We start from the raw sequence: 24,517 nt of genomic DNA, 5'->3' as shown, positions 1-24,517 counted from the left end.
TTTAGTCTCCTAGCTTTGTGCCTTCTGATAAAGAAGCTCCTGCCCCGTTTAAATATTGCGTTCCAGTCATTCTCTTCTTACCAGCCAACTGCAAATCTGTTATTTTAATCGCTGTTAAATTGCCTGTTTTGACGATGAACCCATCATCCTCTATCCCAATGATGGTCCCAGGTTCAGCATCCTTGTCAGTTTGGGTTTTCTCTCCCCACCAAACTTTCATCACTTGTCCTTCCATGGTTGTATAAGCAACCGGCCATGGATGCAAACCACGAATATGGTTATAGATTTTCTCTCCAGCCATCGCCCAGTCAATCTTCTCCTGTTCGCGTTTGATGTTGGATGCAAATGTTGCTTCTTCATGGTTTTGGACTTCTGCTTGCAGTTTCCCGTCAAAAAGTTGCGGAAGGGTTTCTGAGAGCAGCTTAGATCCGGCAACACTTAATTTATCATGCAGGGTACCGACATGGTCACGCTCTTCAATTTCCACTTCCACCTGTGTTAACATATCCCCCGCATCCAATTTCTCTACCATATACATAATGGTTACACCGGTTTTCTCGTGACCCTGTATGATGGAGTAATGAATTGGTGCACCGCCTCGCAATTTTGGAAGCAAGGAAGCATGAACATTGATACAGCCGTATTTCGGTGCGTCAAGAAGAGGCTTAGGTAAAATTTGCCCAAATGCTGCAGTTACAATTAAATCTGGCTCTAATGTAGTGATTTTTTCATACTCTGCAGCTTCTTTTATTTTTTCCGGTTGATACACTGGGATGTTATGCTTTTCCGCCTCAACTTTTACAGGTGGTGGTGTTAACACCTTTTTTCTGCCTTTCGGACGGTCAGGCTGGGTTACCACTGCTATTACTTCATATCCGTCTTCTATTATTTGTTGCAACACAGGGACTGCAAAATCCGGTGTCCCCATAAATACAATTTTCTTCATCTCTATCACCCTTCTACTTCCAACTCATCTGGTTCAAAATATCTTAACACTTTAGATGTGAACAATACACCGTTTAAATGGTCAATCTCATGTTGAATGGCACGGGCAAGAAATCCTCGCGCCTCCAGCTCATACCATTTCCCTTTTCGGTTTTGGGCACGTACCTTCACATAATCGGCGCGTTTCACTTCCCCGTACAAGTCAGGAAAGCTTAAGCATCCTTCAGGTCCGACCTGCTCTCCTTCTTCTTTTACTATTTCAGGATTAATCAGTTCTATCTTTCCATGTTTATCATCAATATCTACAATGGCGATTCTTTTTGCAATTCCGACCTGAGGAGCTGCGAGTCCGACCCCGTCTGCCTCGAGCATCGTATCATACATATTGGACAAGAGTCGAATTAACCTTTTATCGAATATGGTAACCGTCTCACAGTTTTGCTCCAGCACAGGAGCCGGGTATTTCACGATATCTAATATAGTCAATCTTGATTCCTCCATCAGTTACATAAGCATATAAGGATTTAGATCAATATGAACAGCTAACTTTTCTTGATCCATTTGCGTTTGGTACTTTTCAATGACCGCCTTTAATGCTTCGTGTAAGTTTGGTTCTCGTTTATATTTAATGATGCATTGATACCTGTAGCGGTCTTTTATTCTCGCTATCGGAGAAGCAACCGGTCCAAGTATAACAGCCTCATCTGATAATTGCATGTTTAAGAAATGGGTAACTTTTTCTGTCACGGTGACCACTTTGGTTAATTCCTGATGTGTCACGGTAACAAGCGCCAGAAAATAAAATGGCGGATATTGATGTAGCTTTCTGATTTGCATTTCTTTTTGGTAGAATTCCAGATAATTATGCGTGCCGGCAAGCTCAACGCTGTAATGTTCCGGGCTGTATGTCTGGACCACCACTTCACCGGCCAGTTCATGCCTGCCTGCTCTTCCACTTACTTGTGTGAGCAGCTGAAAAGTCTTCTCAGAAGAGCGAAAATCTGGAACATTAAGCATTGTATCCGCCGTCAAGACTCCGACTAGCGTCACATACGGAAAATCAAGTCCTTTCGCAATCATCTGGGTGCCAAGTAAAATATCCGCTTTTCTGTCCCCGAATTGCTGCAGAAGCTTCTCATGGGACCCTTTCCTGCTCGTTGTATCCACATCCATCCTTATAACCCTAGCATGTGGAAGGAGCTTTGTTAGTTCTTCCTCCACCTTTTGGGTACCTGTGCCAAAGAAACGGAAATGTTCACTCTCACAAGAAGGACAAGTAGAGCGGACAGGTTCCTCGTATCCGCAATAATGACATTTCATTTGGTTGCTGCTTCGATGGTAGGTTAATGAAATGTCGCAATGTGGACATTCCACCACATAACCACAGTCTCGACACATTACAAAAGAAGAATAACCCCTTTTATTTAAAAATAAAACGGACTGTTCGCCTCTTTCTAGTCTGGCTTGGAGCTTTTCGAGGAGACTTCTGGAAAACATGGACCTGTTGCCTTCCCGCAATTCTTCTCTCATGTCGACAATTTCCACTGCAGGCATGCCTTGCTCACTCATTCTTTTGTCCATCGTCAGAAGTTTATACACCCCTTTGGATGCTCGGGCGAAGGTTTCAAGTGTGGGGGTGGCACTGCCAAGAACAACAGGGCATTGGTGATATCTGCCCCTTTCTAAAGCAATATCGCGGGCATGATAACGCGGGGTGTCCTCTTGTTTATAACTTGTTTCATGTTCCTCATCAATGATAATGATACCTAGGTTTTCAAAAGGAGCAAAGATTGCGGACCTGGCGCCTACTACAACTTTGACTTCCTTTCTGTGTATCTTTCTCCATTCATCATACTTCTCACCCATTCCAAGACCGCTATGCATAACAGCCACATCAGAACCGAACCTAGATTTAAACCGGTTGACCATTTGTGGAGTCAATGCAATCTCGGGTACAAGGACAATCGCTTCTTTTCCTTGCTTTAAGACGGCATCCACAGCCTGCATATACACTTCCGTCTTCCCGCTTCCTGTTACCCCGAACATAACAAACGCTTCATGCGCGTGTTGTTCAATCGAATTTAGAATAGGAATGATCGCTTCTTGTTGCTGCCGAGTTAATGAAAGGGCTTGAGACTTTTTAAACTCCCTGTTTTCATATGGATCCCTATAAATTTCTTCATCTTTTTCTTTTAGTATTCCTAGTTTCACTAAAGCCCCGATCGCAGTTGTCCCAATCTGCAATTCTTCTAACAAAGATTTTTTATCCATCTTTATCGTATCTGTGTCTAAGAAAAAGTCCAACAGCTTATGCTGAGCAGCAGCGCGTGCAGAAATTTTCTCTTTTTCTTCTCGTGCAGTCTCTTTTGACACTTGTAACTCAATTACTTTTCTCGTTTTCTTGGAAAGTTTATCTTTTACTTCATAATAAACTTCTAAAACATCCTCTTCAATCAGCTGTTTGATTGTTTTAAAGTGACTTGTCCCTGCCATCTCTTCAAACTTGACACGGTTTGTTGCATGAAAGAAGGGTTGAAGTTCTACAGGGACTCCCCCTAGGTCTCTGGCAATTAACCATTTTTCATATTTCGCCTTTAAAGCAGCCGGTAACATTGCTTGATAGGCAGAAATGGTAAAACATAGCGTATGATCTCTTAGCCAGTCGGCCAGTTGCATAAGTTCTGGTGTAAGGATTGGCTGGATATCAATCAGGGAAGTGATAGGACGTGTCTTTGGTACGGTGGTATTGTCTTTCACATCCACTACAAACCCCTGAATCTGCCTTGGGCCAAAAGGTACGTTTACCCTCATTCCAGGTTGTATAAATCCATGCCATTTTACAGGAATCTCATAATCAAAGGCTCTGTCCGTTTGTTTGGCAGGGACATCAACAATCACACTAGCATAATAGGTCATTGCTTTTCCTCAAGGGCTTTAGCGACTTCCTCAAGCAGTGCATAAGCCACATCCTGTTTTGACATCATCGGCAAAGATATGTTTGTACCATCTTTTTTATAGATGGTTACCAGGTTCGTATCCGTTCCAAATCCCGCTCCCGAGATTGTCACATTGTTTGCAACCACATAATCTAGATTTTTCTTTGCCAGTTTACCTTTAGCATATTCCTCTACATTATTTGTTTCGGCTGCAAATCCCACTAGCACTTGGTGTTCTTTTCTTTCTCCTAGTGTTTTAAGGATGTCTTTAGTCCGCTCTAGCTCCAAAACACTGTCTCCGTCTTGCTTTTTCATCTTGATATCTGATACAAATTTAGGACGGTAGTCTGCAACAGCAGCGGATTTTATGACTACATCTGTTTTTTCATAGTGAGCCATCACTGCTTCAAACATTTCCTCAGCAGATTCCACTCGTATTGTTTGTACTTTAGGTGGGTTCGGAAGATTTGTCGGGCCTGATACCAAGATAACATCCGCACCTAGACTTGCAGCCGCTTCTGCAATGGCATAACCCATCTTGCCTGTTGAACGGTTTGTAAAGAAACGTACCGGGTCCACTTTTTCAACAGTAGGTCCAGCGGTTACAAGTACCTTTTTCCCCGTTAGCGTCATCTCCTCTTGCTTCTGGAAATATCGCTTGAGTCCTTCCACAATCGTTTCAGGTTCTTCCAATCTACCTTTTCCGACATAGCCACATGCCAAAAAACCTTCTCCAGGCTCAATGAAACGGTATCCAAAAGAAACAAGTCTTTCCATGTTATGTTTTACCGCAGGATGGTCATACATATGTACATTCATAGCAGGTGCGATCCATACCGGAGCTGTACTTGCCAATAAAGTTGTCGTGATCATATCATCCGCCAACCCGTTTGCAAGCTTTCCCATTACATTTGCGGTTGCTGGTGCCACGAGTACTACATCTGCCCAGTCTGCAAGATCAATATGAGAAATAACGGCAGGATTCTTTTCTTCGAATGTATCCGTAAATACTTCGTTTCTTGATAAAGCTTGAAAAGACAATGGTGTAACAAATTTGCAGGCAGACTGGCTCATGATTACCTTCACTTCGGCACCTTGCTGAACGAGCTTACTTGTTAATGCTACCGCTTTATAGACAGCTATTCCGCCTGTCACACATAATAGGATTTTTTTATTTTTCATTTCACAACCCCCGTCATGTACTAGAAATTCTACTTTACCCCGTTAATCCTCTTTCCCTTAAGTCACTTGTCTCATTAAGAAAAACCGTGCAAGATCCGCCCGGTCCTTTTTATTGTGAAAATTTTTGCGGTTTGGTTAATCGCCGCTGTTCCTTTCCGCTAATGGCTTCGCTTTCCACGGGGCGACCTTGAGCCTCCTCGGCAAGCCTGCGGGGTCTCAACATTGCCGCTACTTCCCCGTAGGACAAGGAAGGCTTCGGCAGCGATACTTCGCACGAAGAAAATGCGTAGCATTTTCGAGGAGTCTTCGCCATTAGCTCCAATCCATAGCTCGAAGTAACTTGAACTAAAGGTTACTTCATTTCCATGTAACACGGTCAGGAGCCTTTCATAGACCCTTAGGTAAATGAAGATCTCGTTGATTGTAGTGGAAGGGGCGTAGACGCCCGCAGGCAAGCGAAGCGCCTGGAACAGAAATCAAAAGTACTATACACTTTCTTTCTTTTTAAAAAAATAACAACCTATTTCTAGGTTGTTATCTTTACTTGTGATTTAGGATGCCTTCGCTTCTTTCAGCAGTTTTGATTGTCTTGGCAGATAATAGGCCTGCATCAATCTCTTCAAGGGCTTTTCCGACAAATTTGTGAGAAACCGTTTTTTCGATCATTTGGTCGTTTACTTGCTGCAATTCACGAGCGCGTCGTGCAGACACAGTTACAAGTGTATATTTTGAATCTAATTTTTGCATTAGTGAATCGATAGATGGGTATAGCATATTATTCAGCCTCCAGCATTTGTTTATATTTTTCACGCAATCTTGTACGTTTACAATGTTCCGCCTGTACAATTGCTTGTATTCTGTCACAAGCAAGATCCACTTGATCATTTTCCACCACATAGTCATAAGCGTCCATCATTTCGATTTCTTCTTTGGCAACTGTCATGCGGTTATTGATTAAGTCTTCTGTCTCTGTACCTCTTGTAGTGATTCGGTTCTTAAGTTCAGAAAGGCTTGGCGGCATCAAGAAGATGAAGACACCTTCAGGGAATTTGCTTTTAACTTGAATGGCACCTTGAACTTCAATCTCAAGGAAGACATCCTTTCCTTCTGATAAACACTGTTCTACATAATCAACAGGAGTACCGTAGTAATTGCCAACATACTCTGCCCATTCAATAAATTTATCTTCTTCTATTAGCTGTTCGAATACTTCTCTAGATTTGAAGAAGTAATCCGTTCCGTCCACTTCCCCTTCACGTGGGTTACGTGTTGTCATGGAAATGGAATAATGCAAACTAACATCATCTTTTGAAAATAACGCTTTTCTTACTGTCCCTTTCCCAACACCAGAAGGCCCGGAAAGGACAATCAATAATCCTCTATCTCTCATTGTATTTACAAATACCTACCCTTCATCAGACATATCATCTTTATTTACCAAGCGTTGTGCCACAGTTTCAGGTTGCACCGCAGATAAGATAACATGATCGCTATCCATTATTAGTACTGCTCTTGTTCGTCTTCCATAAGTTGCATCTATTAGCATTCCTTGATCTCTAGCATCTTGGATAATCCGTTTGATCGGAGCAGATTCAGGACTAACAATAGATATGATACGATTTGCTGATACGATATTACCAAAGCCAATATTAATCAACTTTATACTCATGGTTCCCACCTCTAGTTACAAACTCTATTCTAACCGTGTTCAATGGTTAGTAATCAACGATTATTCAATGTTTTGCACCTGTTCTTTAATTTTTTCCAGGCAAGCTTTCATCTCGACTACCAGATTTGCGATATTTGCGTCGTTAGCCTTGGATCCGATGGTATTCACTTCCCTGTTCAATTCCTGAACGAGAAAATCAAGCTTTCTGCCTACAGGGTCTAAAGATTGCAAGGATTGAGTGAATTGACCAAGGTGGCTGTTAATTCTTTTTAACTCTTCATTAATGTCAGCCTTATCAGCAAAAATAGCAGCTTCTGCGAGTATACGTTGTTCATCAATCTGGGAACCTAAATATTCCTTCAGTTTTTTCTCCAAACGCAACCGGTACGCTTCTACAACAGTAGGACCTAATTTTGCAAGTTGCTCCGACATTTTTTCAATAAAGGTTAGATGGGTGATAATATCCTTTTTCAGCTGTTCTCCTTCAGCCGCTCGCATGGCAACTAATTGCTTGGACGCTGAATGGACTTGTTCTTGCAACAATTCTTCTATTGCTTCCATCTCTTTTTGTGTTTCCATGATGGTAAACACATTTTCTAATTTAAGTATATCATTAATCTCAATGGAACCGGAAATTTGGTATCTATCTTTTACCTTATGTATAGAATCTATGTATGCCGAAAGAAGCTCCCAGTCTACATTCAAATGCTTATCATGTATGTCTTGGCCCTCGATCGTAATGAACATTTCTATTCTTCCTCTTTGCAAATAAGAGTTAACGACTTTTTTCATTTTCTCTTCCATTGCTAGGAACTGCTTAGGCATCCGGATATTAATCTCACAAAAGCGATGGTTGACAGATTTCATCTCGACAAGAACCTGATAGGAACCTTGTTTTGCTTCTGCCCGGCCAAAGCCAGTCATACTTTTCACCATATTACACTCACTTCCGTTCTTAAAGTTAAAAAAAAGAGCCGGAAAACTGGCCATTCTTGATGCTAAGCAACCACTATATTAGCATTGTTTCCTCTAATTTGAAAGCTATTTTTATAGAAATTTAAGAGGAGACTGCATGGATGTAAAAAAAAGAAAAGGCAATAGAGTACACCTCTACTACCTGAGATAAACTATACCATATTCTTTTTTGCTTTTCCCGTAAAAAGGGTACCAACCAACAAGAATGTTGGTAAAGATGCCATACCCATAATCAGTAGCCACTCTTTCGGTTCCAGTGCAACAGTGTGGAAGATTCCTTGTAAAGGTGGATAATAGATTACAATCAGCATCAAAATGATACTCGAGATAACTGCTCCGACAAGGTACATGTTTTGAAACGGGTTACGATGAAAAATCGATCTATCACTTCGGCAATCAAACACATGTATAAGTTGCGCCATCACAAGTGTTGCAAATGCCACGGTTTGTGCATAAATGAGATTGTCCGGATGCTGTTTGTACACGATGATGAATGCAAGCAAGGTGGTAAGTCCAATCAGGAAACCGCGAGATACTATTTTCCACCAAAGCCCCCTGGCGAAAACACCTTCCCTTGGATGCCTTGGCTTACGCTTCATGACATCTCCTTCTGCTTGATCAAGACCAAGCGCCATTGCCGGCAAGCCATCCGTTACAAGGTTCACCCACAAGATCTGAATCGGAACAAGCGGCAGCGGCAGTGCCAATAACATCGCAAACAACATCACAAGAATTTCGCCCACATTGGAAGCCAGTAGATATCGGATGAATTTTCTAATATTCTCATATATATTCCGGCCTTCTTTGATTGCGGATTTTATAGTGGCGAAATTGTCGTCCAATAAAACAAGTGAACTTGCTTCCTTCGCAACATCCGTCCCGGTAATACCCATAGCAATACCGATATCAGATGCTTTTATTGCAGGGGCATCATTCACTCCATCCCCTGTCATGGCGACAATATGACCCTTTTTCTGCAGTGCTTTTACGATGGAAAGTTTGTGCTGAGGAGACACTCTGGCAAATACATAAACGTCATCCACCATTTCTTCTAGTTCTTCCTGGCTCATCTTTTGAAGTGTTTTTCCTTCAAGTACCTTTCCTCCCATTGGAAGGATGCCAATTTCAGCTGCAATCGCTTTTGCCGTTACAATGTGATCCCCTGTGATCATCACTGTCCTAATTCCTGCTTCTTTACATTCACGGACCGCCTGTTTCACTTCCGGTCTTGGTGGATCAATCATTCCTTGAATACCAATAAAGACAAGGTCTTTTTCTATCTCTTTCTCCTGCATGCCATCATGAAAATTCGAAATCGGTTTGAAAGCCACCGCGATATTTCTTAAAGCCTGTGAAGCCAGTTTATGGACCATTCCTGCCACAATCTCTTCATATTTGGAAGAAAACAGCTCACGCTTCCCTTCCCATAGTAATGTGTCACTCACATTTGTAATGACATCCGGAGCTCCTTTTGTGATGACAAACAATTTCCCTTGCTTATCTTTTACTACCACACTCATCATCTTTCGCTCCGAATCAAACGGGTACTCTTTAATAATATTAAATTCATTTAGTAAACCTTCCCTAGTGAAGCCAGCCTTCATGGCTGCAACAGCAAGTGCCCCTTCTGTCGGATCTCCATCAAGGATGTATTGGTTTTTTTTCTGTATGATATTCGCGTGGTTACATAAAAGACCGAATGTCAGCAATTGTTGAAGTGATTTATTCTTACTTGCGCTGTCTGCTCCATCTATCAAGAATTCCCCTTTTGGTTCATAGCCATTACCGGTTACATTCCAAGTGGATCCTCCTGACCAGACATGTGTAACGGTCATTTTGTTTTGCGTCAATGTCCCTGTCTTATCAGAACAAATGACCGAAGCGCAACCCAGCGTTTCTACTGCAGGAAGCTTTCTGACAATGGACTTCTTTTTGATCATTCGCTGAACACCAAGCGAGAGTGCAACCGTCACAATAGCAGGTAAACCTTCTGGAATGGCCGCAACCGCTAAAGAAACTCCTGCTAAGAACATTTCGTATAGACTGTGGCCTTGCATAACTCCTACCACGACTACTAGCATGGTCAATATCAATGCAACGGTGATCAAAATCTTCCCAAGCTGCTCTAATTTTCTCTGCAGCGGGGTAATGGTTGTCTCGGCAGTCTGCAAGAGGTCTGCAATCTGGCCCATTGCCGTATTCATACCAGTAGCAACTACCACGCCTACGCCTGTACCACGCGTCACAAGTGTCCCCATAAAGGCCATGTTTTCCTGATCTCCAATGGAGATATCCGTGCCATGAACAGGTTTATCACTTTTTACAGCTGGAACGGATTCCCCTGTTAAAGCAGACTCCTCAATTTCTAGTGAACTGGCCTGTACAATTCGAAGGTCCGCCCCAATACGGTCTCCGCTTCCAAATTTAATTATATCTCCTACCACTATTTCTCTAGAGGCAACTTTCCGCCATTCTTTTTCACGAAGCACCGTTACCTGTGGTGCCGAGAGTTCTTTTAATGCCTGTAAGGACTTTTCTGCTTTTCTCTCCTGAAAAAAACCTAAAAATGCATTGATGATTACAATGGCAATAATGGCAACTGCATCGATATATTCCCCAAGCAAACCGGAAATCAATGTTGCAGCAAGTAACACCACTACCATGAAATCTTTGAACTGTTCTAAAAACACTAAAAAGGCGTTCGGTCTCTCGGCCTCTTGAAGTTCATTCGTCCCATATTGCAACAGACGATTTTTTGCTTCTGTTTCACTTAAACCCGCTTCAAAATCAGAATTGATCTTTTCTTCGACTTCTTCTGCTCTCATTTCATGCCATTTCATCTGTTCCACCTCACAACCTTTGCACAAAATCTATCTAAGAAAGTCTATTCGGACTCGTCCAAAAAAATGATATACTTTTTGAGTGTTATCGAGATTGTTAAGATATAATGATAAAAGAGAAATTTTTAGTTTTGGAACAAGAAGGGAAGTTTACATATATGAGTTTTGACGGTATTTTTACATACGCCATGACGGCAGAATTGAAAGATAAGCTAGAAAGCGGAAGGATCACAAAGATTTATCAACCCTATAAAAACGAACTTATTCTAACCATCCGCTCAGGAAGAACCAATCATAAGTTGCTAATCAGCGCGCATCCAAGCTATGCAAGAATGCACCTGACAGAAGAATCTTATGAAAATCCATCTGAGCCGCCGATGTTTTGCATGTTGCTAAGAAAGCATTTAGAGGGAAGTATCATCACACAGATTCATCAAATTGATATGGACAGGATCATCGTTTTTGATGTGAAAGCACGAAACGAAATCGGGGATGTTTCATATAAACAGCTTATCGTAGAAATTATGGGACGCCACTCCAACATCATCTTTGTGGATAAAGAAAAGCAGATGATTTTGGACAGCATCAAACATGTCCCGATGGCACAAAACAGACATCGGAGTTTAACACCAGGCCAGACCTATGTGCTCCCGCCCGCACAAGATAAAATTAATCCACTTGACGCTACCGAAGAAACCGTACAAAGAAAACTGGATTATATCGGAGGAAAACTCGATAAACAGTTAGTAAACACTTTTGCTGGGATTTCTCCTTTGTTTGCTAAAGAAGCTGTTCACCGCGCTGGCCTCGCCAATAGAGACACCTTACCGAAAAGCTTTATAGAATTAGTGGAAAAAATAAAAACTGGGGATCTCGCCCCTCAAATCATTACGGATGGAAACAAAGAAGTTTTCTACTTACTTGATTTGCAACACATTAAAGGAGAAAGCAAATCTTACTCCTCACTGAGCGAAACCCTTGATCGCTTTTACTTCGGTAAAGCATCAAGAGACAGAGTCAAACAACAAGCAAATGACCTGGAGCGATTTATCACGAATGAAATACAAAAAAATGAAAAGAAGATTGTGAAACTAGAGAAAACGTTAGAGGATGCTAGGGACGCTGAAAAATTCCAACTATACGGCGAACTTCTGACCGCCAACCTCTATCAGATTTCAAGAGGAGATACAGAAGTAACTGTCGTGAACTATTATGACGAGAACTCAGGAACCATCACCATCACCCTGGATCCCCAACGTTCTCCATCTAGCAATGCACAGCGTTACTTTAACAAATACCAAAAAGCGAAAAACTCACTGGCTATCGTACAGGATCAAATTGAAAAGGCTAAAGCAGAAATTCAATATTTTGATATGCTGAACCAACAGGTAGAAACTGCTTCGCCAAAAGATATCCAGGAAATCCGTGAGGAACTAACGGAAGAAGGCTATTTGCGTATGAAGCAAAAGCGTAAAAAGGTTAAACCTCAAAAGCCGGTTCTTGAAACCTACCTGGCAAGCGATGGAACCGAGATTCTAGTCGGTAAAAACAACAAACAAAACGATCATTTAACCAACCGCGTTGCAAGACGTGATGACATATGGTTGCATACAAAAGACATTCCTGGGTCTCATGTTGTCATTAGAAGTGATGAGCCATCTGAAGGGACCATCAAAGAAGCAGCTACCATTGCGGCATATTTCAGCAAAGCGCGTCATTCCGGCTCCGTACCGGTTGACTTCACAAAAGTAAGACATGTAAAAAAACCGACCGGGTCCAAACCAGGCTTTGTTATCTACGAACAACAACAGACCGTTTATGTGACACCTGATGAAGAACTGATTATTGGTTTAAGGAAATAGTATGGGCACCTGATTATTTTTGCAGGTGCTTCTCTAATGAATTATTTAAATATAGTCACAATTTAGGTTTATTTTTACAAAAAGAAGGGTAATTATTTGCTTCCTCATAAAAACCATGTTTAAATGGAAAAATAGTTTTAAATGTTTTTTTTCAAATGGAGGGTAACAACATGAAAAAGAAATTGATGATTTTTCTAGTAGCAATGTTAACAGCTGTTCTATTAGCTGCCTGCGGGTCTGATGGAAACAATGCTTCTAAAGAAGGCAATGAAAACAAAGAAGCTCAAGAAGGACAAGAACAGCAAACCCCTGAAGTTGAAGAAGTCGATCCTGAAAAAGTAGTAGCAAAGGTCAACGGACAGGAAATTAAAGGCCAAGAATATAATGAGATGCTTCAGCAAACTCAAATGATGATGATGCAGTTCGGTCAAGGCGGAGACGCTAAAGCAATGAAAGACCAAACACTAAACGCATTAATCGATCAAAAAATACTTTCTCAAGAAGTGGAAAGCAAAGGCTATAAAACAAGCGAAAAAGAAATTGAAGATTACATTAAGGACATAAAAGCAAACTACGAAAGTGAAGAAAAATTCGAAGAGGCACTTGAAGCAAGCCCACTAACTATGGAAACTTTAAAGGCGCAAATCTCTGAAGAATTGGCACTTCAAAAATATATGGAAAAAGAATTTCCTGAAACAAAAGTAACGGACGAGCAGATCAAAGAATACTACAACCAAGCAAAAGAGCAAAGTGAAGCTCAACAAGCGGAAGCTCCTGAAGGAGAAGAAGCTCCTGAAAATCAATTCCCAGAACTTGCGGAAGTGGAAGATCAAATCCGCGGCCAACTTGAACAAGAAGAAACACAAAAGAAACTACAAACTCTTGTAGAAGATCTAAAAAAAGACAGTGAAATTGAGAAACTAATCTAATTTTATGTATTGGACAAACGCACCCGTTTATATGGGTGCGTTTTGTTGTTCTTGGAGGCTTTTCAGGCAATATCTAGAGTTATAAGTGGTTCCAATTCGCTTGAGTGATAACTCTTTTATCATTCTTCTTGCAGTACGTACATTATTTAATGTGTAAAATTTTGCCCACCTCTCGAATTGAAATTGGTGTGCCATATAAAAAATAATAATCAATTAGTGTTTGAGTGTGAGCATTCTTTGATTGGTGTTTACAATAGGGGCAGCTCCATTCTCTTGGGTGTTTCTCCATAGCCAGTTTGTTACAATTAGGGCAAGCAACTCCTGTCAATATTTCTGTAGGATCTATATTGTAATCTTTAAGGATATTTACGTCTCTTGGAACATGGTGGTTGGTTATTAGTAAGGAAATTTCACGTGGGGAATATATGGTGGAGCGGGTTGACTGCCGGTTGGCTAACCACCGCTTAAATTGATTATATTGCATTTTCACTTGGAGGATCGGATCTTGTCTGGAAATTTCATGGTTTATATCCTCTTTCTTAATCTGAATGAATTGTTGGTAATCAGGATCAAAAAGTAGCGTTCCAGTTAGGTGTTTAGTTTCTAAGAGGATAAAAAATGAAGGGAACAGTAGAAGAGTATCCATTTGGAAGTGATGGTTATTAAGGAGTAGTCTAGCACATTTAACTACAATATAATCCTGAATTCCACTTAATTGCGATAAATAATAATCGATGGAGTTTTCGCCAAAATCTCCAGAACGTCTTTTGCCTAATTCACTCTCAATCTGTGAGTACTTTTCATGCTGCGGTGGCAGTCTTCTAAGTAAGGCATCAAGCTTGCACTGCATGATTGAACGACGGTATGTTTGTTTAATCAATTTTTCACACCTTTCTAGGTTTGGTTTAGTTGCACATTTCGACATTCGTCTGTGGAGTTCCTGTTTTGCATGAAGAAATTTGTTATATTTTTTTGGGATTTTTTAATTTAAATTAGTGGATTTAATGTTCGGAAAGGTGTTCTACGTGAGGTTCTACAGTTAAATCGTGACCTTCTACCACTTTTAGTGCGACCTTCTACATTTCCCGGATCCGCTTGTACATTTACCAGCCACACTTCGACCTCTAAACTCTCTTATTCTACATTTTCGCTCTTTTTCAGCTACCTAATTTTCAAAAGTAGGTAATCTTTTACCTTCTTGGTAACTTCGCTCAGCTTCTTTCAATAGAATGAGGCTTCTTGCTTAGGAAAGCAGGGAAATCTATGTTTCCAACGGTAACTACCCTCCCCTTCAATCCACCTTCTACAGTTATATCCCAACCTTCTACCACTTCACATGCGACCTTCTACATTTCCCGGATCAGCTTGTACATTTCCCAACCGCACTTAGACAACTAAGCTCTCATATTCTACACTTTAACTCCTCCTCAGCTATACGATTCCCAAAAAAGGTGATACTCTATTCCGATATTCTACTCCCAAAACAAAAATCCCCCAGACCACCAACAGTCCAAGGGATCCCTCAATAAAATCCTTAAAACTCCATCCAAGTCTCGCTTGTCGGGTTCTCCACCCACTTCGAAAGCTTCTTGCGGTCACCTTCTCCAATGTAGTCCTTCTCGATTGCCACATCCATCAAAGTCTGATAGTCACAAAGTGCATGCGCTTCGATCTCGTAATTGGACAAGTTATCATCCGCAACTTCCAGACCGTATGTAAAAATTGCTACCACACCTAGCACTTCGCATCCAGCTTCTCTTAGTGCGTCAACGGCTGCAATAGCGCTACCGCCTGTGGAAATTAAATCTTCCACGACAACAACTTTCTGGCCGGCTTCTACTCTTCCTTCAATCTGATTGCCTTTTCCATGTGCTTTTGCTTTGCTGCGAACGTAGCACATCGGCAAGTTCAGTTCGTTGCTCACTAATGCGGCGTGAGGGATACCTGCTGTTGCGGTACCAGCTACCACCTGCACATCTGGAAATTTTGAAACAATTAATCGGGACAAAGATTCTGAGATGTTCTTTCTAACACGTGGATATGAAATGGTCAAACGGTTGTCACAATAAATGGGTGATTTAATTCCTGAGGACCATGTAAATGGATCGTTCGGTTGAAAAAATACTGCTTTTATTTCCAATAAGTCTTCTGCCACTGTTCTGTTCATAAGCTCGTTCATCCTATCTCCACTCCCTGCCATTGTTGTAAAATTGCTTCATAAGCCCTGCGTGGGTCAGCAGCACGTGTGATACTGCGTCCTACGACGATTTCAGTTGCGCCAAAAATACGTGCCTCGAATGGAGTTACCACTCGTTTCTGGTCATCCACACTGTCCTCTTTCAAACGGATACCGGGCGTCACTTTTTTAAATTCCGCACCTAACGCATCCCGAAGCATAGTTGCCTCTAGTGAGGAACACACCACACCATCCAAGCCGCTCTCAAACGCGTTCCGCGCATAGTGCAGAACTACTTCGTTAAGCGGAGCACTAATTTTAAGGTCCCTTTGCATACGTTCTTCCGTCATACTAGTAAGCTGGGTGACAGCAATCAAGTTTGGACGTCGGTCTCCTGCACCTTCCATTAACCCTTCTAATCCGGCCTTCATCATCTCTTTACCGCCTGCTGCATGAAGGTTGGTCATCGTGACACCTAACTTCCCAAGCCCTTTCATTGCCTGATATACCGTATGGGGGATATCGTGAAGTTTTAAATCAAGAAATACATCGTGTCCCTCGGAAACCAAGTATTCTACTATCCTAGGACCTTCTTGGTAAAACAGTTCCATACCAACTTTAACATACAACTTTTCCTCACCGAAATGTGCTAGAAATCCCAAAACTTCCTCTCTTCCAGAAAAATCAAGCGCGACTATAAGCGATTTTTGCATGCTGCTTCCAGCTCCTTCCGATACACTCTGAAATATGCTCAAACCCTAATTCGTGCATTTTATAAGGAAGTTCTTCAATGATGGTAGGACATACAAAAGGATCCACAAAATTCGCTGTTCCGACTGCTACGGCACTTGCCCCTGCAAAAAGGTATTCTAAGACGTCTTCAGCCGTTTGGACCCCACCCATGCCGATGATGGGGATGGATACCTTTTGGCTCACTTCATGAATCATGCGGATAGCTACCGGCTTAATTGCGGGACCGGATAATCCGCCTGTACCATTTGCCAATATTGGACGTCCCGTTTTAAGATCAATTCTCATACCAAGCAGTGTATTGATCATCGTCAGGCCATCAGCTCCAGCCTTTTCAATCGCCACAGCAATCTCAGAGATATTCGCGACATTGGGGGATAATTTTACATAAACCGGTACTTCTGAAACTTCCTTTACTGCTTTCGTTACCTCAAAAGCCACAGCAGGATCTGTTCCAAATGCGATCCCCCCTGTTTTGACGTTTGGACAGGAGATGTTCAATTCTAGTGCATGGACATTCGGCGCAGTAGAAATTTCTTTTGCAACCTTGACGTAATCTTCAATCAAGGAGCCAGCAACATTAGCAATAATGGGAACATCGTAGTTTGCTAAGAAAGGCAGCTCTTCAGAAAGCACTTTTTCCAAGCCTGGATTTTGCAGGCCAATTGCATTCAGCATCCCGGCGTTCGTTTCAGCTACCCTTGGAGTTGGGTTTCCGAACCTAGGCTCTGCCGTGGTGGCTTTAATCATGATTGCTCCCAAAACATTCAAGTCGTAAAGGTTGGCAAATTCCCTTCCGAAGCCAAAGCATCCGGATGCAGGCATAATCGGATTCTTCAAGTCTAGGCCTGGCAATTTAATTGATAAACAACTCATAGTACAACCTCCCCTGCTCGGAATACCGGACCATCTGTGCAAACTTTTTTGTAAGAATACCCTTCTGGATCGTTTTGAACATGACAGACACATGCGAAACACGCACCGATGCCACAGCCCATCCGCTCTTCAAGAGAGAGGTAGACGTTTTTATCAGGGTATAAGTTTTCTAGTGCGCCAAGCATCGGGGTTGGTCCGCATGCAAAAAGTGTCGTGAAAGGAGGTTGAATCTCCTCCAACACATTTGTAACGAAGCCTTCTGTTCCGTAAGTCCCATCAACCGTCGCCACATAGGTGTCACCAAAGTAAGCAAAATCGTTTTTATAAAAAACGTCTTCTTTCGATTGAAAACCAAGTACGTGGGTGGTACTTACTCCTCTGCGGTTTAACTGTTTGGTTAACTCTAGCAGTGGAGGGACACCGATTCCTCCTCCAACAATCAAGGCATGGTCCCCGCATTGTAATTCATCCACTGTAAAACCGTTTCCGAGCGGCCCTAATACGTCCAGTTTGTCACCGGGCTGTTTTAAAGCTAAAAGCATGGTTCCTTTTCCCTCAGCTCTGTATGTGATCTTACATTGTCTATTCTCTTTATCTATGCAAGAGATACTGATTGGTCGCCTTAAAAGGGTGTCGAACCCTTCTGTCACGCGGATATGGACGAACTGACCAGGGGAACTCATCAGATCGACGAGTTCTCCTTCTAAGGTCATTTCATAGATATTACGCGCAATGTTAGTTTGAGAGATGATGGTCATCCAGTCTTTTTTCATTAGCTGTACACCGCCTCTTTTTCTGAGCTTTCCAAGGTTTCAATCGATTCGATGGAGAATGTCATCGATTCTAGTACTCTCAAGATTGCTTTTGCTGTATCAAGAGAAGTCAGGCACGGTATCCCATTTTCCACAGATTCGCGGCGGATTCTGAACCCGTCACGTGCAGGCTGTTTGCCTTTAGTCAGAGTGTTAATAACAAATTGTGCTTGCCCTTTTCTAATCACATCTATCAGGTTCGGTGATTCTCCCCCAATTTTATTCACAACCGTTACCGGGATGTCCGACTCACCGAAGAACTCGGCAGTTCCTGCTGTTGCCAAAAGTTTATACCCAATACGGTGGAACCTTTTCGCCAGTTGAAGTGCTTCTTCTTTATCCTTGTCGGCAATGGTAAACAACACAGAACCGTAAGTTTTTATGGAAATTCCGGAAGCAACCAGGCCTTTATACAGTGCTTTTTCAAGGGTGATATCTTTCCCCATCACTTCCCCAGTCGATTTCATCTCAGGGCCAAGCGTGATATCGACATTTCGCAGTTTTGCAAAAGAGAATACCGGAACCTTTACAAAAACTCCTTTTGTCTCTGACTGTAGTCCAGATCCATATCCTTGTGATGCCAGTGTTTCACCTAAGATGATCTTGGTAGCAACCTTGGCCATCGGTACATGCGTTATTTTACTTAAGAATGGCACGGTACGGCTTGATCTTGGGTTTACTTCGATTACATAAACTTCCTCTTTGTAGATGACAAATTGAATGTTTAGTAGACCAATAATGTTCAAGCCTTGCGCCAACCTTGTTGTGTAATCAATGATTTGCTCCTTGATAGCCGCACTCAATGTTTGCGGAGGATAGACCGCTATTGAGTCACCGGAGTGAACACCTGCGCGTTCGATATGCTCCATGATTCCTGGGATGAATACATCTTTTCCATCTGAGATCGCATCTACTTCAATTTCTTTGCCTGTCATGTATTTATCAATCAGTACAGGATGTTCAGGGTTAATTTTTACCGCGTTTTTCATATAGTGTAAAAGTTCTTCTGATTTATAGACGATTTCCATCGCACGACCGCCCAAAACATAGGATGGACGCACAAGCACCGGGTAGCCGATTCCTTCGGCAATTTCTATCGCCTCAGGGATAGAGATGGCTGTTTTCCCTTTAGGCTGTGGAATTTCAAGGTTGTTCAATGTTTGTTCGAATTTATCACGGTTTTCCGCACGATCCAAGTCTTCCAAGGTAGTACCTAAAATCTTAACTCCTCTTGCTTCTAATTCCGCTGCAAGGTTGATTGCCGTTTGGCCACCAAATTGCACCACGACTCCTTTTGGCTTTTCAAGATTGATGATATTCATGACATCCTCAATCGTTAATGGCTCAAAATAAAGCTTGTCTGAGATACTGAAGTCTGTTGATACAGTTTCTGGATTGTTGTTGATGATGATTGCTTCATAACCCGCTTCCTTGATCGCCCATACAGAATGAACCGTTGCATAGTCGAACTCCACACCTTGGCCGATTCGGATTGGACCGGAGCCGAGCACAACGATGCTTTCTTTTTCGGTAACTTCAGATTCGTTTTCTTCTTCATACGTTCCATAGTAGTAAGGAGTGCTGGATTCGAACTCAGCTGCGCAAGTATCCACCATTTTATAGACAGGTGCGATATTTTCTTGAAGACGAAGTTCATAGATATCTCTTTCGGTTGTCGACCAAAGTTTGGAGATCGTCTCGTCGCTGAAGCCCATTTCTTTCGCTTCGATCAGTGTGGAGATGCAACCATTGTTGCTTGTGATAAACTCTTCCATCGCCAAGATCTTATGAAGTTTTTGCAGGAAAAACAGATCAATCTCACACCATTCATGAATAGTTTGGATGGTGACGCCCCTTCTCATTGCTTCCGCAATATAGAACAATCTTTCATCTCCAGCTTTTCTGATCCGTTTTTCCACTAATTCATCTGAAAACCCTTCGCTTCCTTCAAGCTCTAGGTAGGAGATGTTCGATTCCAAGGAACGAACTGCTTTCAGAAGGGATTCCTCAAAGGTTCTTCCGATTGCCATTACTTCCCCGGTTGCTTTCATTTGAGTTCCAAGACGGCGGTTTGCGGATTCGAACTTATCAAACGGGAACCTAGGAATTTTTGTGACGATATAATCAAGCGCCGGTTCAAAGCATGCATAAGTTTTTCCTGTAACAGGGTTCATCATTTCATCCAGTGTCAAGCCTACCGCGATTTTCGCTGCAAGCTTAGCGATTGGATAACCTGTTGCCTTAGAAGCAAGTGCAGATGAACGGCTTACCCTTGGGTTTACTTCGATAATATAGTAGTTGAAACTGTGTGGATCAAGCGCAAGCTGTACGTTACATCCACCCTCGATCTCTAGGGCACGGATGATTTTCAAGGATACATTTCGCAATAACTGGTATTCCCTGTCGCTTAGCGTTTGACTTGGTGCCACTACGATGGAGTCTCCTGTATGTACTCCCACCGGGTCGATGTTTTCCATGTTACAGACCACTATTGCATTGTCATTGCTGTCACGCATCACTTCGTATTCGATTTCCTTAAAACCGGCGATGCTTTTTTCTAGTAGGCATTGTGTTACCGGACTATTTTTCAGACCACTAGTCACAATTTCAATCAATTCTTCTTCGTCAGAACAAATTCCTCCACCTGTACCGCCAAGCGTATAAGCAGGTCTTACGATTACAGGGTATCCTACTTCACTTACAAATTCATAAGCTTCATCAAGATTTGTGATGATTTCACTTTGTGGTACCGGCTCTCCCAGCTCATTCATTAAGGTACGGAACAGGTCGCGGTCCTCTGCTTTTTGGATGGCAGAAAGTTTTGTACCAAGGATTTGGACGTTACACTCCTCCAGGACACCCGCTTCCGCCAGTTCTACAGCAAGATTCAATCCTGTTTGACCACCAAGAGTTGGAAGGATGGCATCAGGGCGTTCCTTGCGGATGATTCTGCTCACAAATTCGACCGTTAATGGCTCCATGTATACTTTGTCCGCCATCTCTTGATCTGTCATGATGGTTGCAGGATTGGAGTTTACTAGAATGACGCGGTATCCTTCTTCGCGAAGGGCGATACACGCTTGTGTACCTGCATAATCAAATTCTGCTGCCTGGCCGATCACGATTGGACCGGACCCGATTACTAAGATGGATTGGATGTCTAGACGTTTTGGCATACAAGTTCCTCCTTTTTTGCTTCCTTGATAAGTTCCATGAATTGATCAAATAAGTAGTTCGCATCTTCTGGTCCAGGACTTGCTTCCGGGTGGTATTGGACCGTGAATACCGGATAATCTTTATGTTTGACACCTTCTACCGTACCGTCGTTTAATGCGATATGCGTTACTTCTAGTCTTGTATTCCCTAATGACTCTTCCGTTACGGTGTAGCCATGGTTTTGGGAAGTTAATGCCACTTTACCTGTTTTCAAATCTTTTACCGGGTGATTGGAGCCTCGATGGCCGAATTTCATTTTTTCTGTGTCCGCTCCACATGCAAGGGCGAAAAGCTGATGGCCAAGGCAGATGCCGAATACCGGTACTTTTCCAAGAAGACCTTGAATCATCGTGATCGCTTCCGGAACGTCTTTTGGATCCCCAGGTCCATTAGACAGCATCACACCGTCTGGGCTGAGCTGCATAATTTCTTCTGCAGTGATGTTGTAAGGAACCACGACCACGTCGCATCCACGTTTGTTCAATTCGCGCAAAATACCATGTTTCATCCCAAAATCTACAAGAACCACTCGGTAACCGCGTCCCGGGCTAGGATAGGCTGTCTTTGTAGACACTTGATGAACCTGGTTGGTTGCAAGTGTCGTCGTTTTCAGTTGTTGAATCACTTCATCGCGGTCTACATCAAGTCCGCATAAAGCTCCTTTAAGTGTTCCGTGCTGACGAATGATTCTTGTAAGTTTTCTCGTATCAATTCCTGCTATTCCAGGAATGTCTTTTGCTTTAAAAAATTCATCCAGTGTCCATTGATTACGGAAGTTTGATGGATAATCACTCACTTCTTTTACAATAAAACCATGAATGGCAGGATGAATGGATTCGAAGTCATCTCTGTTCACTCCGTAATTCCCGACCAGCGGATATGTGAGGGTAACTAGCTGCCCGCAGTAGGATGGATCTGATAAAATTTCTTGATAACCTGTCATTCCTGTATTAAAAACCACTTCGCCAATAGAGTCCTTTAAGCTGCCAAACGCCTTTCCTACAAAGAAAGTACCGTCTTCTAAAATTAGTTGTCTATTCATACTTGAACACTACCTTTCTGCCAAACTAGTTTTCCTTCTACTATTGTCATTACTGGCCATCCTTTGCATTCCCAACCTGTGAAAGGTGTGTTTTTCCCTTTGGAAAGGAACCTCTCCGGATTAACAGTTGATAAGCTATTCAAATCGATAACGGTAAGGTCTGCTGTAGCTCCTTCTTCTATTTTTCCACTTTGCAGTTTGAACACTTCTGCAGGCTTAACAGTAAGCCAATCTACTAATTGTTTCAGTGTGAATTTCTCTGTTTCCACAAAGTTTGTATAGAGTAACGGAAACGCGGTTTCTAGACCTACAATACCGAATGGTGCCTTTTCCATACCTTCTGCTTTTTCTTCAGCAGTATGCGGAGCGTGATCAGTCGCGATGAAATCAATGGTTCCGTCAAGCAAACCTTCTATTAAAGCTTCTTGGTCCGCTTCTCCTCTTAATGGGGGGTTCATTTTGAAATTCGGATCAAGTCCCGGGATATCCTCTTCACATAACAACAGATGATGCGGGCTGACTTCGGCAGTCACCTTAATTCCAGCTCGTTTTGCGTCCCTTACCACTCTGACTGATTCCTTTGTACTGATATGACAGACATGATAGTGGCAGCCCGCAGCCTCCGCAAGCAAAATGTCGCGTGCGATATGAACAGATTCACATACGGAAGGAATTCCATTTAAACCATGTTCCTTGGAAAACGTCCCTTCATGTACAGAACCTTTATTTATCAGTGTATTTTCTTCACAATGAGCAACAATCGCCATATCAAGAGCCGCCGCTCGTTTCATTGCCTCAAGCATTTTGGAGGCATCCTGCACGCCAACCCCGTCATCTGTAAAAGCGAATGCACCCGCTTCTTTTAACTCAGCAAAATTGGTAAGTTCCTGACCAAGCTGTCTTGTTGTGATGCAAGCATATGGAAGGACGCGGACACTTGCCGTTTCTTTGATTCTATTATTCAACCAATCTAGCTGTTCTTTTGTATCAGGTGTCGGTCTTGTATTAGGCATCGCGCATATGGTGGTGAATCCTCCCTTAGCTGCAGCCATCGTTCCTGTTTCAATTGTTTCTTTCTTTTCTCCACCAGGTTCCCTTAGATGTACATGTACATCAATGAACCCTGCGGATATAAGATTCCCCTCAAGATCGATTACTTCCTCTATCCCTTTATCATCAATGTTGGAGGCGATGCTTTTGATGTTTTTACCCTCAATCAGGATATCCACTTTTTCCATATCACCTTCAGAATTAAGCCATTTCCCATTCTTTAATAATGTTGTCATGCTCTTTTCCTCCTTCATTGTTTGTTAGTGCCCTTTTCAGTACAGCCATTCTCATGTATAAGCCATTTTCCATCTGCTTGAAAATTCTTGAGCGCTCGCATTCCACAAGCTCTGAAGCAATTTCCACCCCGCGGTTGATCGGTGCCGGGTGCATGATGATGCTGTTCGGCTTCATTTCTTTTTCTCGTTGAATTGTCATACCGTATTGCTCATGGTAATCATCCAATCCTGCTTTACCGCTGTGATGCCTTTCATGTTGGATTCTTAAGAGCATCACCACATCACTTGTTTGTATCCCGTTTTCCATAGTGATGTAAGCCTCTCTTGGATAACTATTATCCTTCCATTCATCAGGTGCAACAAATCGTACTTTTGCACCCAGTCGCTCGAGTACTTCTGCGTTGGATCTTGCCACCCGGCTATGGCGAATGTCGCCAATGATGGTTATTTTTAAGTCCTCGAAGCGTTCAAACTCCTGGAAAATTGTCATCAGATCCAATAACGATTGGGTTGGATGATTGCCACAACCATCGCCTCCGTTGATGATTGCTGCTCCGATAGTATGTAACTGGTTGAAATATTCCTCTTCAGGATGGCGAATGACAAGTGCACTTACGCCTAGGGATTCCAGAGTCTTAGCTGTATCGTACAAGCTTTCACCTTTGTTGACACTTGATGTGCTAACTTCAAATGGCAGTACTTGCAGACCAAGCCTTCTTTCTGCCACTTCAAAGCTGCATTTTGTTCTAGTGCTTGACTCGTAGAAGAGATTTGCAACGAATGTCTGTTTTTCTGGTGTCCATTGTTTTCCTTGTTGAAATTCTATTGCTTCTTCAATCAGTGCCATAATTTCCTCGTTTGCCAAGTCACTCATCGTTCGTAAGTGTCTCATTTCCATCCCTCCCGTTTCATAAAAAAACACCCTTTCCATTTTGCCGGAAGGGTGTTTCGCTCACGCTTAGGTAAACAAGAGGATACTAATTGCAGAATCTTCCTTGTTCACTAAGTGATCGCCTTGCAC

The 24,517-nt window shown here is 42.4% G+C and carries 20 protein-coding genes; 2 read left to right on the top strand and 18 right to left on the bottom strand.

Going from position 1 to position 24,517, the window contains the following annotated elements; all coding sequences use genetic code 11:
- Position 1: 1 nt before the first annotated feature.
- The 9 genes from fmt to LC091_RS06450 all read right to left on the bottom strand — a co-directional run bounded on the left by fmt (position 2) and on the right by LC091_RS06450 (position 10,547).
- Positions 2 to 946: a methionyl-tRNA formyltransferase gene (gene fmt, locus LC091_RS06490; protein ID WP_226681214.1), complete on the bottom strand. Its 945-nt coding sequence runs from the start codon at positions 944 to 946 to the stop codon at positions 2 to 4.
- A 5-nt stretch (positions 947 to 951) separates the two neighbouring features.
- Positions 952 to 1,431 (bottom strand): peptide deformylase, encoded by a 480-nt coding sequence (def, locus tag LC091_RS06485; protein WP_226681213.1) that lies wholly within the window; start codon positions 1,429 to 1,431, stop codon positions 952 to 954.
- Positions 1,432 to 1,449: 18 nt separating this feature from the next.
- Positions 1,450 to 3,861, bottom strand: coding sequence for a primosomal protein N' (gene priA, locus LC091_RS06480; RefSeq protein ID WP_226681211.1), 2,412 nt, complete (start codon positions 3,859 to 3,861; stop codon positions 1,450 to 1,452).
- Entirely contained in the window at positions 3,858 to 5,063 is a 1,206-nt protein-coding gene (gene coaBC / locus LC091_RS06475; protein ID WP_226681209.1) for a bifunctional phosphopantothenoylcysteine decarboxylase/phosphopantothenate--cysteine ligase CoaBC, read from the bottom strand. Before coaBC ends, priA begins: the two co-directional genes overlap by 4 nt.
- Positions 5,064 to 5,603: 540 nt before the next feature.
- Complete coding sequence (gene rpoZ / locus LC091_RS06470) at positions 5,604 to 5,837, bottom strand: DNA-directed RNA polymerase subunit omega (RefSeq protein WP_060665844.1); 234 nt, start codon at positions 5,835 to 5,837, stop codon at positions 5,604 to 5,606.
- 1 nt (position 5,838) lies between these two features.
- Entirely contained in the window at positions 5,839 to 6,453 is a 615-nt protein-coding gene (gmk, locus tag LC091_RS06465; protein WP_226681207.1) for a guanylate kinase, read from the bottom strand.
- 15 nt (positions 6,454 to 6,468) lie between these two features.
- Positions 6,469 to 6,732, bottom strand: a complete 264-nt coding sequence (gene remA, locus LC091_RS06460) for an extracellular matrix/biofilm regulator RemA (protein WP_010193107.1) — start codon at positions 6,730 to 6,732, stop codon at positions 6,469 to 6,471.
- A gap of 60 nt (positions 6,733 to 6,792) precedes the next feature.
- Positions 6,793 to 7,668 (bottom strand): YicC/YloC family endoribonuclease, encoded by an 876-nt coding sequence (locus LC091_RS06455; protein ID WP_226681205.1) that lies wholly within the window; start codon positions 7,666 to 7,668, stop codon positions 6,793 to 6,795.
- Positions 7,669 to 7,859: 191 nt separating this feature from the next.
- Entirely contained in the window at positions 7,860 to 10,547 is a 2,688-nt protein-coding gene (locus LC091_RS06450) for a calcium-translocating P-type ATPase, SERCA-type (protein WP_226681203.1), read from the bottom strand.
- Between the two features lie 158 nt (positions 10,548 to 10,705).
- Between LC091_RS06450 and LC091_RS06445 the strand changes: the two genes are divergently transcribed.
- Complete coding sequence (locus LC091_RS06445) at positions 10,706 to 12,409, top strand: Rqc2 family fibronectin-binding protein (protein WP_226681335.1); 1,704 nt, start codon at positions 10,706 to 10,708, stop codon at positions 12,407 to 12,409.
- A 170-nt stretch (positions 12,410 to 12,579) separates the two neighbouring features.
- Entirely contained in the window at positions 12,580 to 13,338 is a 759-nt protein-coding gene (locus LC091_RS06440; protein WP_226681201.1) for a SurA N-terminal domain-containing protein, read from the top strand.
- Positions 13,339 to 13,480: 142 nt separating this feature from the next.
- On the opposite strand, the gene LC091_RS06435 is transcribed toward LC091_RS06440, so the two are convergent.
- The 9 genes from LC091_RS06435 to LC091_RS06395 form a co-directional block, all read right to left on the bottom strand.
- Positions 13,481 to 14,218, bottom strand: coding sequence for a nuclease-related domain-containing protein (locus tag LC091_RS06435; protein ID WP_226681199.1), 738 nt, complete (start codon positions 14,216 to 14,218; stop codon positions 13,481 to 13,483).
- 654 nt (positions 14,219 to 14,872) lie between these two features.
- Positions 14,873 to 15,505 carry an orotate phosphoribosyltransferase gene (pyrE, locus tag LC091_RS06430; protein ID WP_226681334.1) on the bottom strand — a complete coding sequence of 211 codons (633 nt, stop codon included), beginning with the start codon at positions 15,503 to 15,505 and terminating at the stop codon, positions 14,873 to 14,875.
- Positions 15,506 to 15,513: 8 nt separating this feature from the next.
- Positions 15,514 to 16,227, bottom strand: a complete 714-nt coding sequence (gene pyrF, locus LC091_RS06425; RefSeq protein WP_226681197.1) for an orotidine-5'-phosphate decarboxylase — start codon at positions 16,225 to 16,227, stop codon at positions 15,514 to 15,516.
- Positions 16,199 to 17,140 carry a dihydroorotate dehydrogenase gene (locus LC091_RS06420; protein ID WP_226681196.1) on the bottom strand — a complete coding sequence of 314 codons (942 nt, stop codon included), beginning with the start codon at positions 17,138 to 17,140 and terminating at the stop codon, positions 16,199 to 16,201. The genes pyrF and LC091_RS06420 overlap by 29 nt, the downstream gene beginning before the upstream one ends.
- Positions 17,137 to 17,913, bottom strand: coding sequence for a dihydroorotate dehydrogenase electron transfer subunit (locus LC091_RS06415; protein WP_226681194.1), 777 nt, complete (start codon positions 17,911 to 17,913; stop codon positions 17,137 to 17,139). Before LC091_RS06415 ends, LC091_RS06420 begins: the two co-directional genes overlap by 4 nt.
- Positions 17,913 to 21,128 (bottom strand): carbamoyl-phosphate synthase large subunit, encoded by a 3,216-nt coding sequence (gene carB / locus LC091_RS06410; RefSeq protein WP_226681192.1) that lies wholly within the window; start codon positions 21,126 to 21,128, stop codon positions 17,913 to 17,915. Before carB ends, LC091_RS06415 begins: the two co-directional genes overlap by 1 nt.
- Positions 21,113 to 22,210, bottom strand: coding sequence for a carbamoyl phosphate synthase small subunit (locus tag LC091_RS06405; RefSeq protein ID WP_226681190.1), 1,098 nt, complete (start codon positions 22,208 to 22,210; stop codon positions 21,113 to 21,115). The genes carB and LC091_RS06405 overlap by 16 nt, the downstream gene beginning before the upstream one ends.
- A complete protein-coding gene (locus LC091_RS06400; protein ID WP_226681188.1) occupies positions 22,207 to 23,496 on the bottom strand; it encodes a dihydroorotase in 1,290 nt (429 codons plus the stop codon). Before LC091_RS06400 ends, LC091_RS06405 begins: the two co-directional genes overlap by 4 nt.
- Positions 23,462 to 24,388 (bottom strand): aspartate carbamoyltransferase catalytic subunit, encoded by a 927-nt coding sequence (locus LC091_RS06395; protein WP_226681186.1) that lies wholly within the window; start codon positions 24,386 to 24,388, stop codon positions 23,462 to 23,464. Before LC091_RS06395 ends, LC091_RS06400 begins: the two co-directional genes overlap by 35 nt.
- Positions 24,389 to 24,517: the final 129 nt, after the last annotated feature.

It is taken from the genome of Sutcliffiella horikoshii (genome assembly GCF_020524325.1).
GTDB classification, from domain to species: Bacteria; Bacillota; Bacilli; order Bacillales; family Bacillaceae_I; genus Sutcliffiella_A; species Sutcliffiella_A horikoshii_D.
This window is presented reverse-complemented; position numbering and strand designations above follow the sequence as displayed.

What these genes read in the sequence shown, in the direction of transcription:
- gmk (WP_226681207.1), bottom strand. Translation starts at nt 6,453, where the DNA reads ATGAGAGATAGAGGATTATTGATTGTCCTTTCCGGGCCTTCTGGTGTT.
- pyrF (WP_226681197.1), bottom strand. Translation starts at nt 16,227, where the DNA reads ATGCAAAAATCGCTTATAGTCGCGCTTGATTTTTCTGGAAGAGAGGAA.
- LC091_RS06450 (WP_226681203.1), bottom strand. Translation starts at nt 10,547, where the DNA reads ATGAAATGGCATGAAATGAGAGCAGAAGAAGTCGAAGAAAAGATCAAT.
- LC091_RS06420 (WP_226681196.1), bottom strand. Translation starts at nt 17,140, where the DNA reads ATGAGTTGTTTATCAATTAAATTGCCAGGCCTAGACTTGAAGAATCCG.
- LC091_RS06395 (WP_226681186.1), bottom strand. Translation starts at nt 24,388, where the DNA reads ATGAGACACTTACGAACGATGAGTGACTTGGCAAACGAGGAAATTATG.
- rpoZ (WP_060665844.1), bottom strand. Translation starts at nt 5,837, where the DNA reads ATGCTATACCCATCTATCGATTCACTAATGCAAAAATTAGATTCAAAA.
- LC091_RS06440 (WP_226681201.1), top strand. Translation starts at nt 12,580, where the DNA reads ATGAAAAAGAAATTGATGATTTTTCTAGTAGCAATGTTAACAGCTGTT.
- LC091_RS06445 (WP_226681335.1), top strand. Translation starts at nt 10,706, where the DNA reads ATGAGTTTTGACGGTATTTTTACATACGCCATGACGGCAGAATTGAAA.
- coaBC (WP_226681209.1), bottom strand. Translation starts at nt 5,063, where the DNA reads ATGAAAAATAAAAAAATCCTATTATGTGTGACAGGCGGAATAGCTGTC.
- carB (WP_226681192.1), bottom strand. Translation starts at nt 21,128, where the DNA reads ATGCCAAAACGTCTAGACATCCAATCCATCTTAGTAATCGGGTCCGGT.
- priA (WP_226681211.1), bottom strand. Translation starts at nt 3,861, where the DNA reads ATGACCTATTATGCTAGTGTGATTGTTGATGTCCCTGCCAAACAAACG.
- LC091_RS06405 (WP_226681190.1), bottom strand. Translation starts at nt 22,210, where the DNA reads ATGAATAGACAACTAATTTTAGAAGACGGTACTTTCTTTGTAGGAAAG.
- pyrE (WP_226681334.1), bottom strand. Translation starts at nt 15,505, where the DNA reads ATGAACAGAACAGTGGCAGAAGACTTATTGGAAATAAAAGCAGTATTT.
- LC091_RS06455 (WP_226681205.1), bottom strand. Translation starts at nt 7,668, where the DNA reads ATGGTGAAAAGTATGACTGGCTTTGGCCGGGCAGAAGCAAAACAAGGT.
- fmt (WP_226681214.1), bottom strand. Translation starts at nt 946, where the DNA reads ATGAAGAAAATTGTATTTATGGGGACACCGGATTTTGCAGTCCCTGTG.
- LC091_RS06400 (WP_226681188.1), bottom strand. Translation starts at nt 23,496, where the DNA reads ATGACAACATTATTAAAGAATGGGAAATGGCTTAATTCTGAAGGTGAT.
- LC091_RS06415 (WP_226681194.1), bottom strand. Translation starts at nt 17,913, where the DNA reads ATGAAAAAAGACTGGATGACCATCATCTCTCAAACTAACATTGCGCGT.
- remA (WP_010193107.1), bottom strand. Translation starts at nt 6,732, where the DNA reads ATGAGTATAAAGTTGATTAATATTGGCTTTGGTAATATCGTATCAGCA.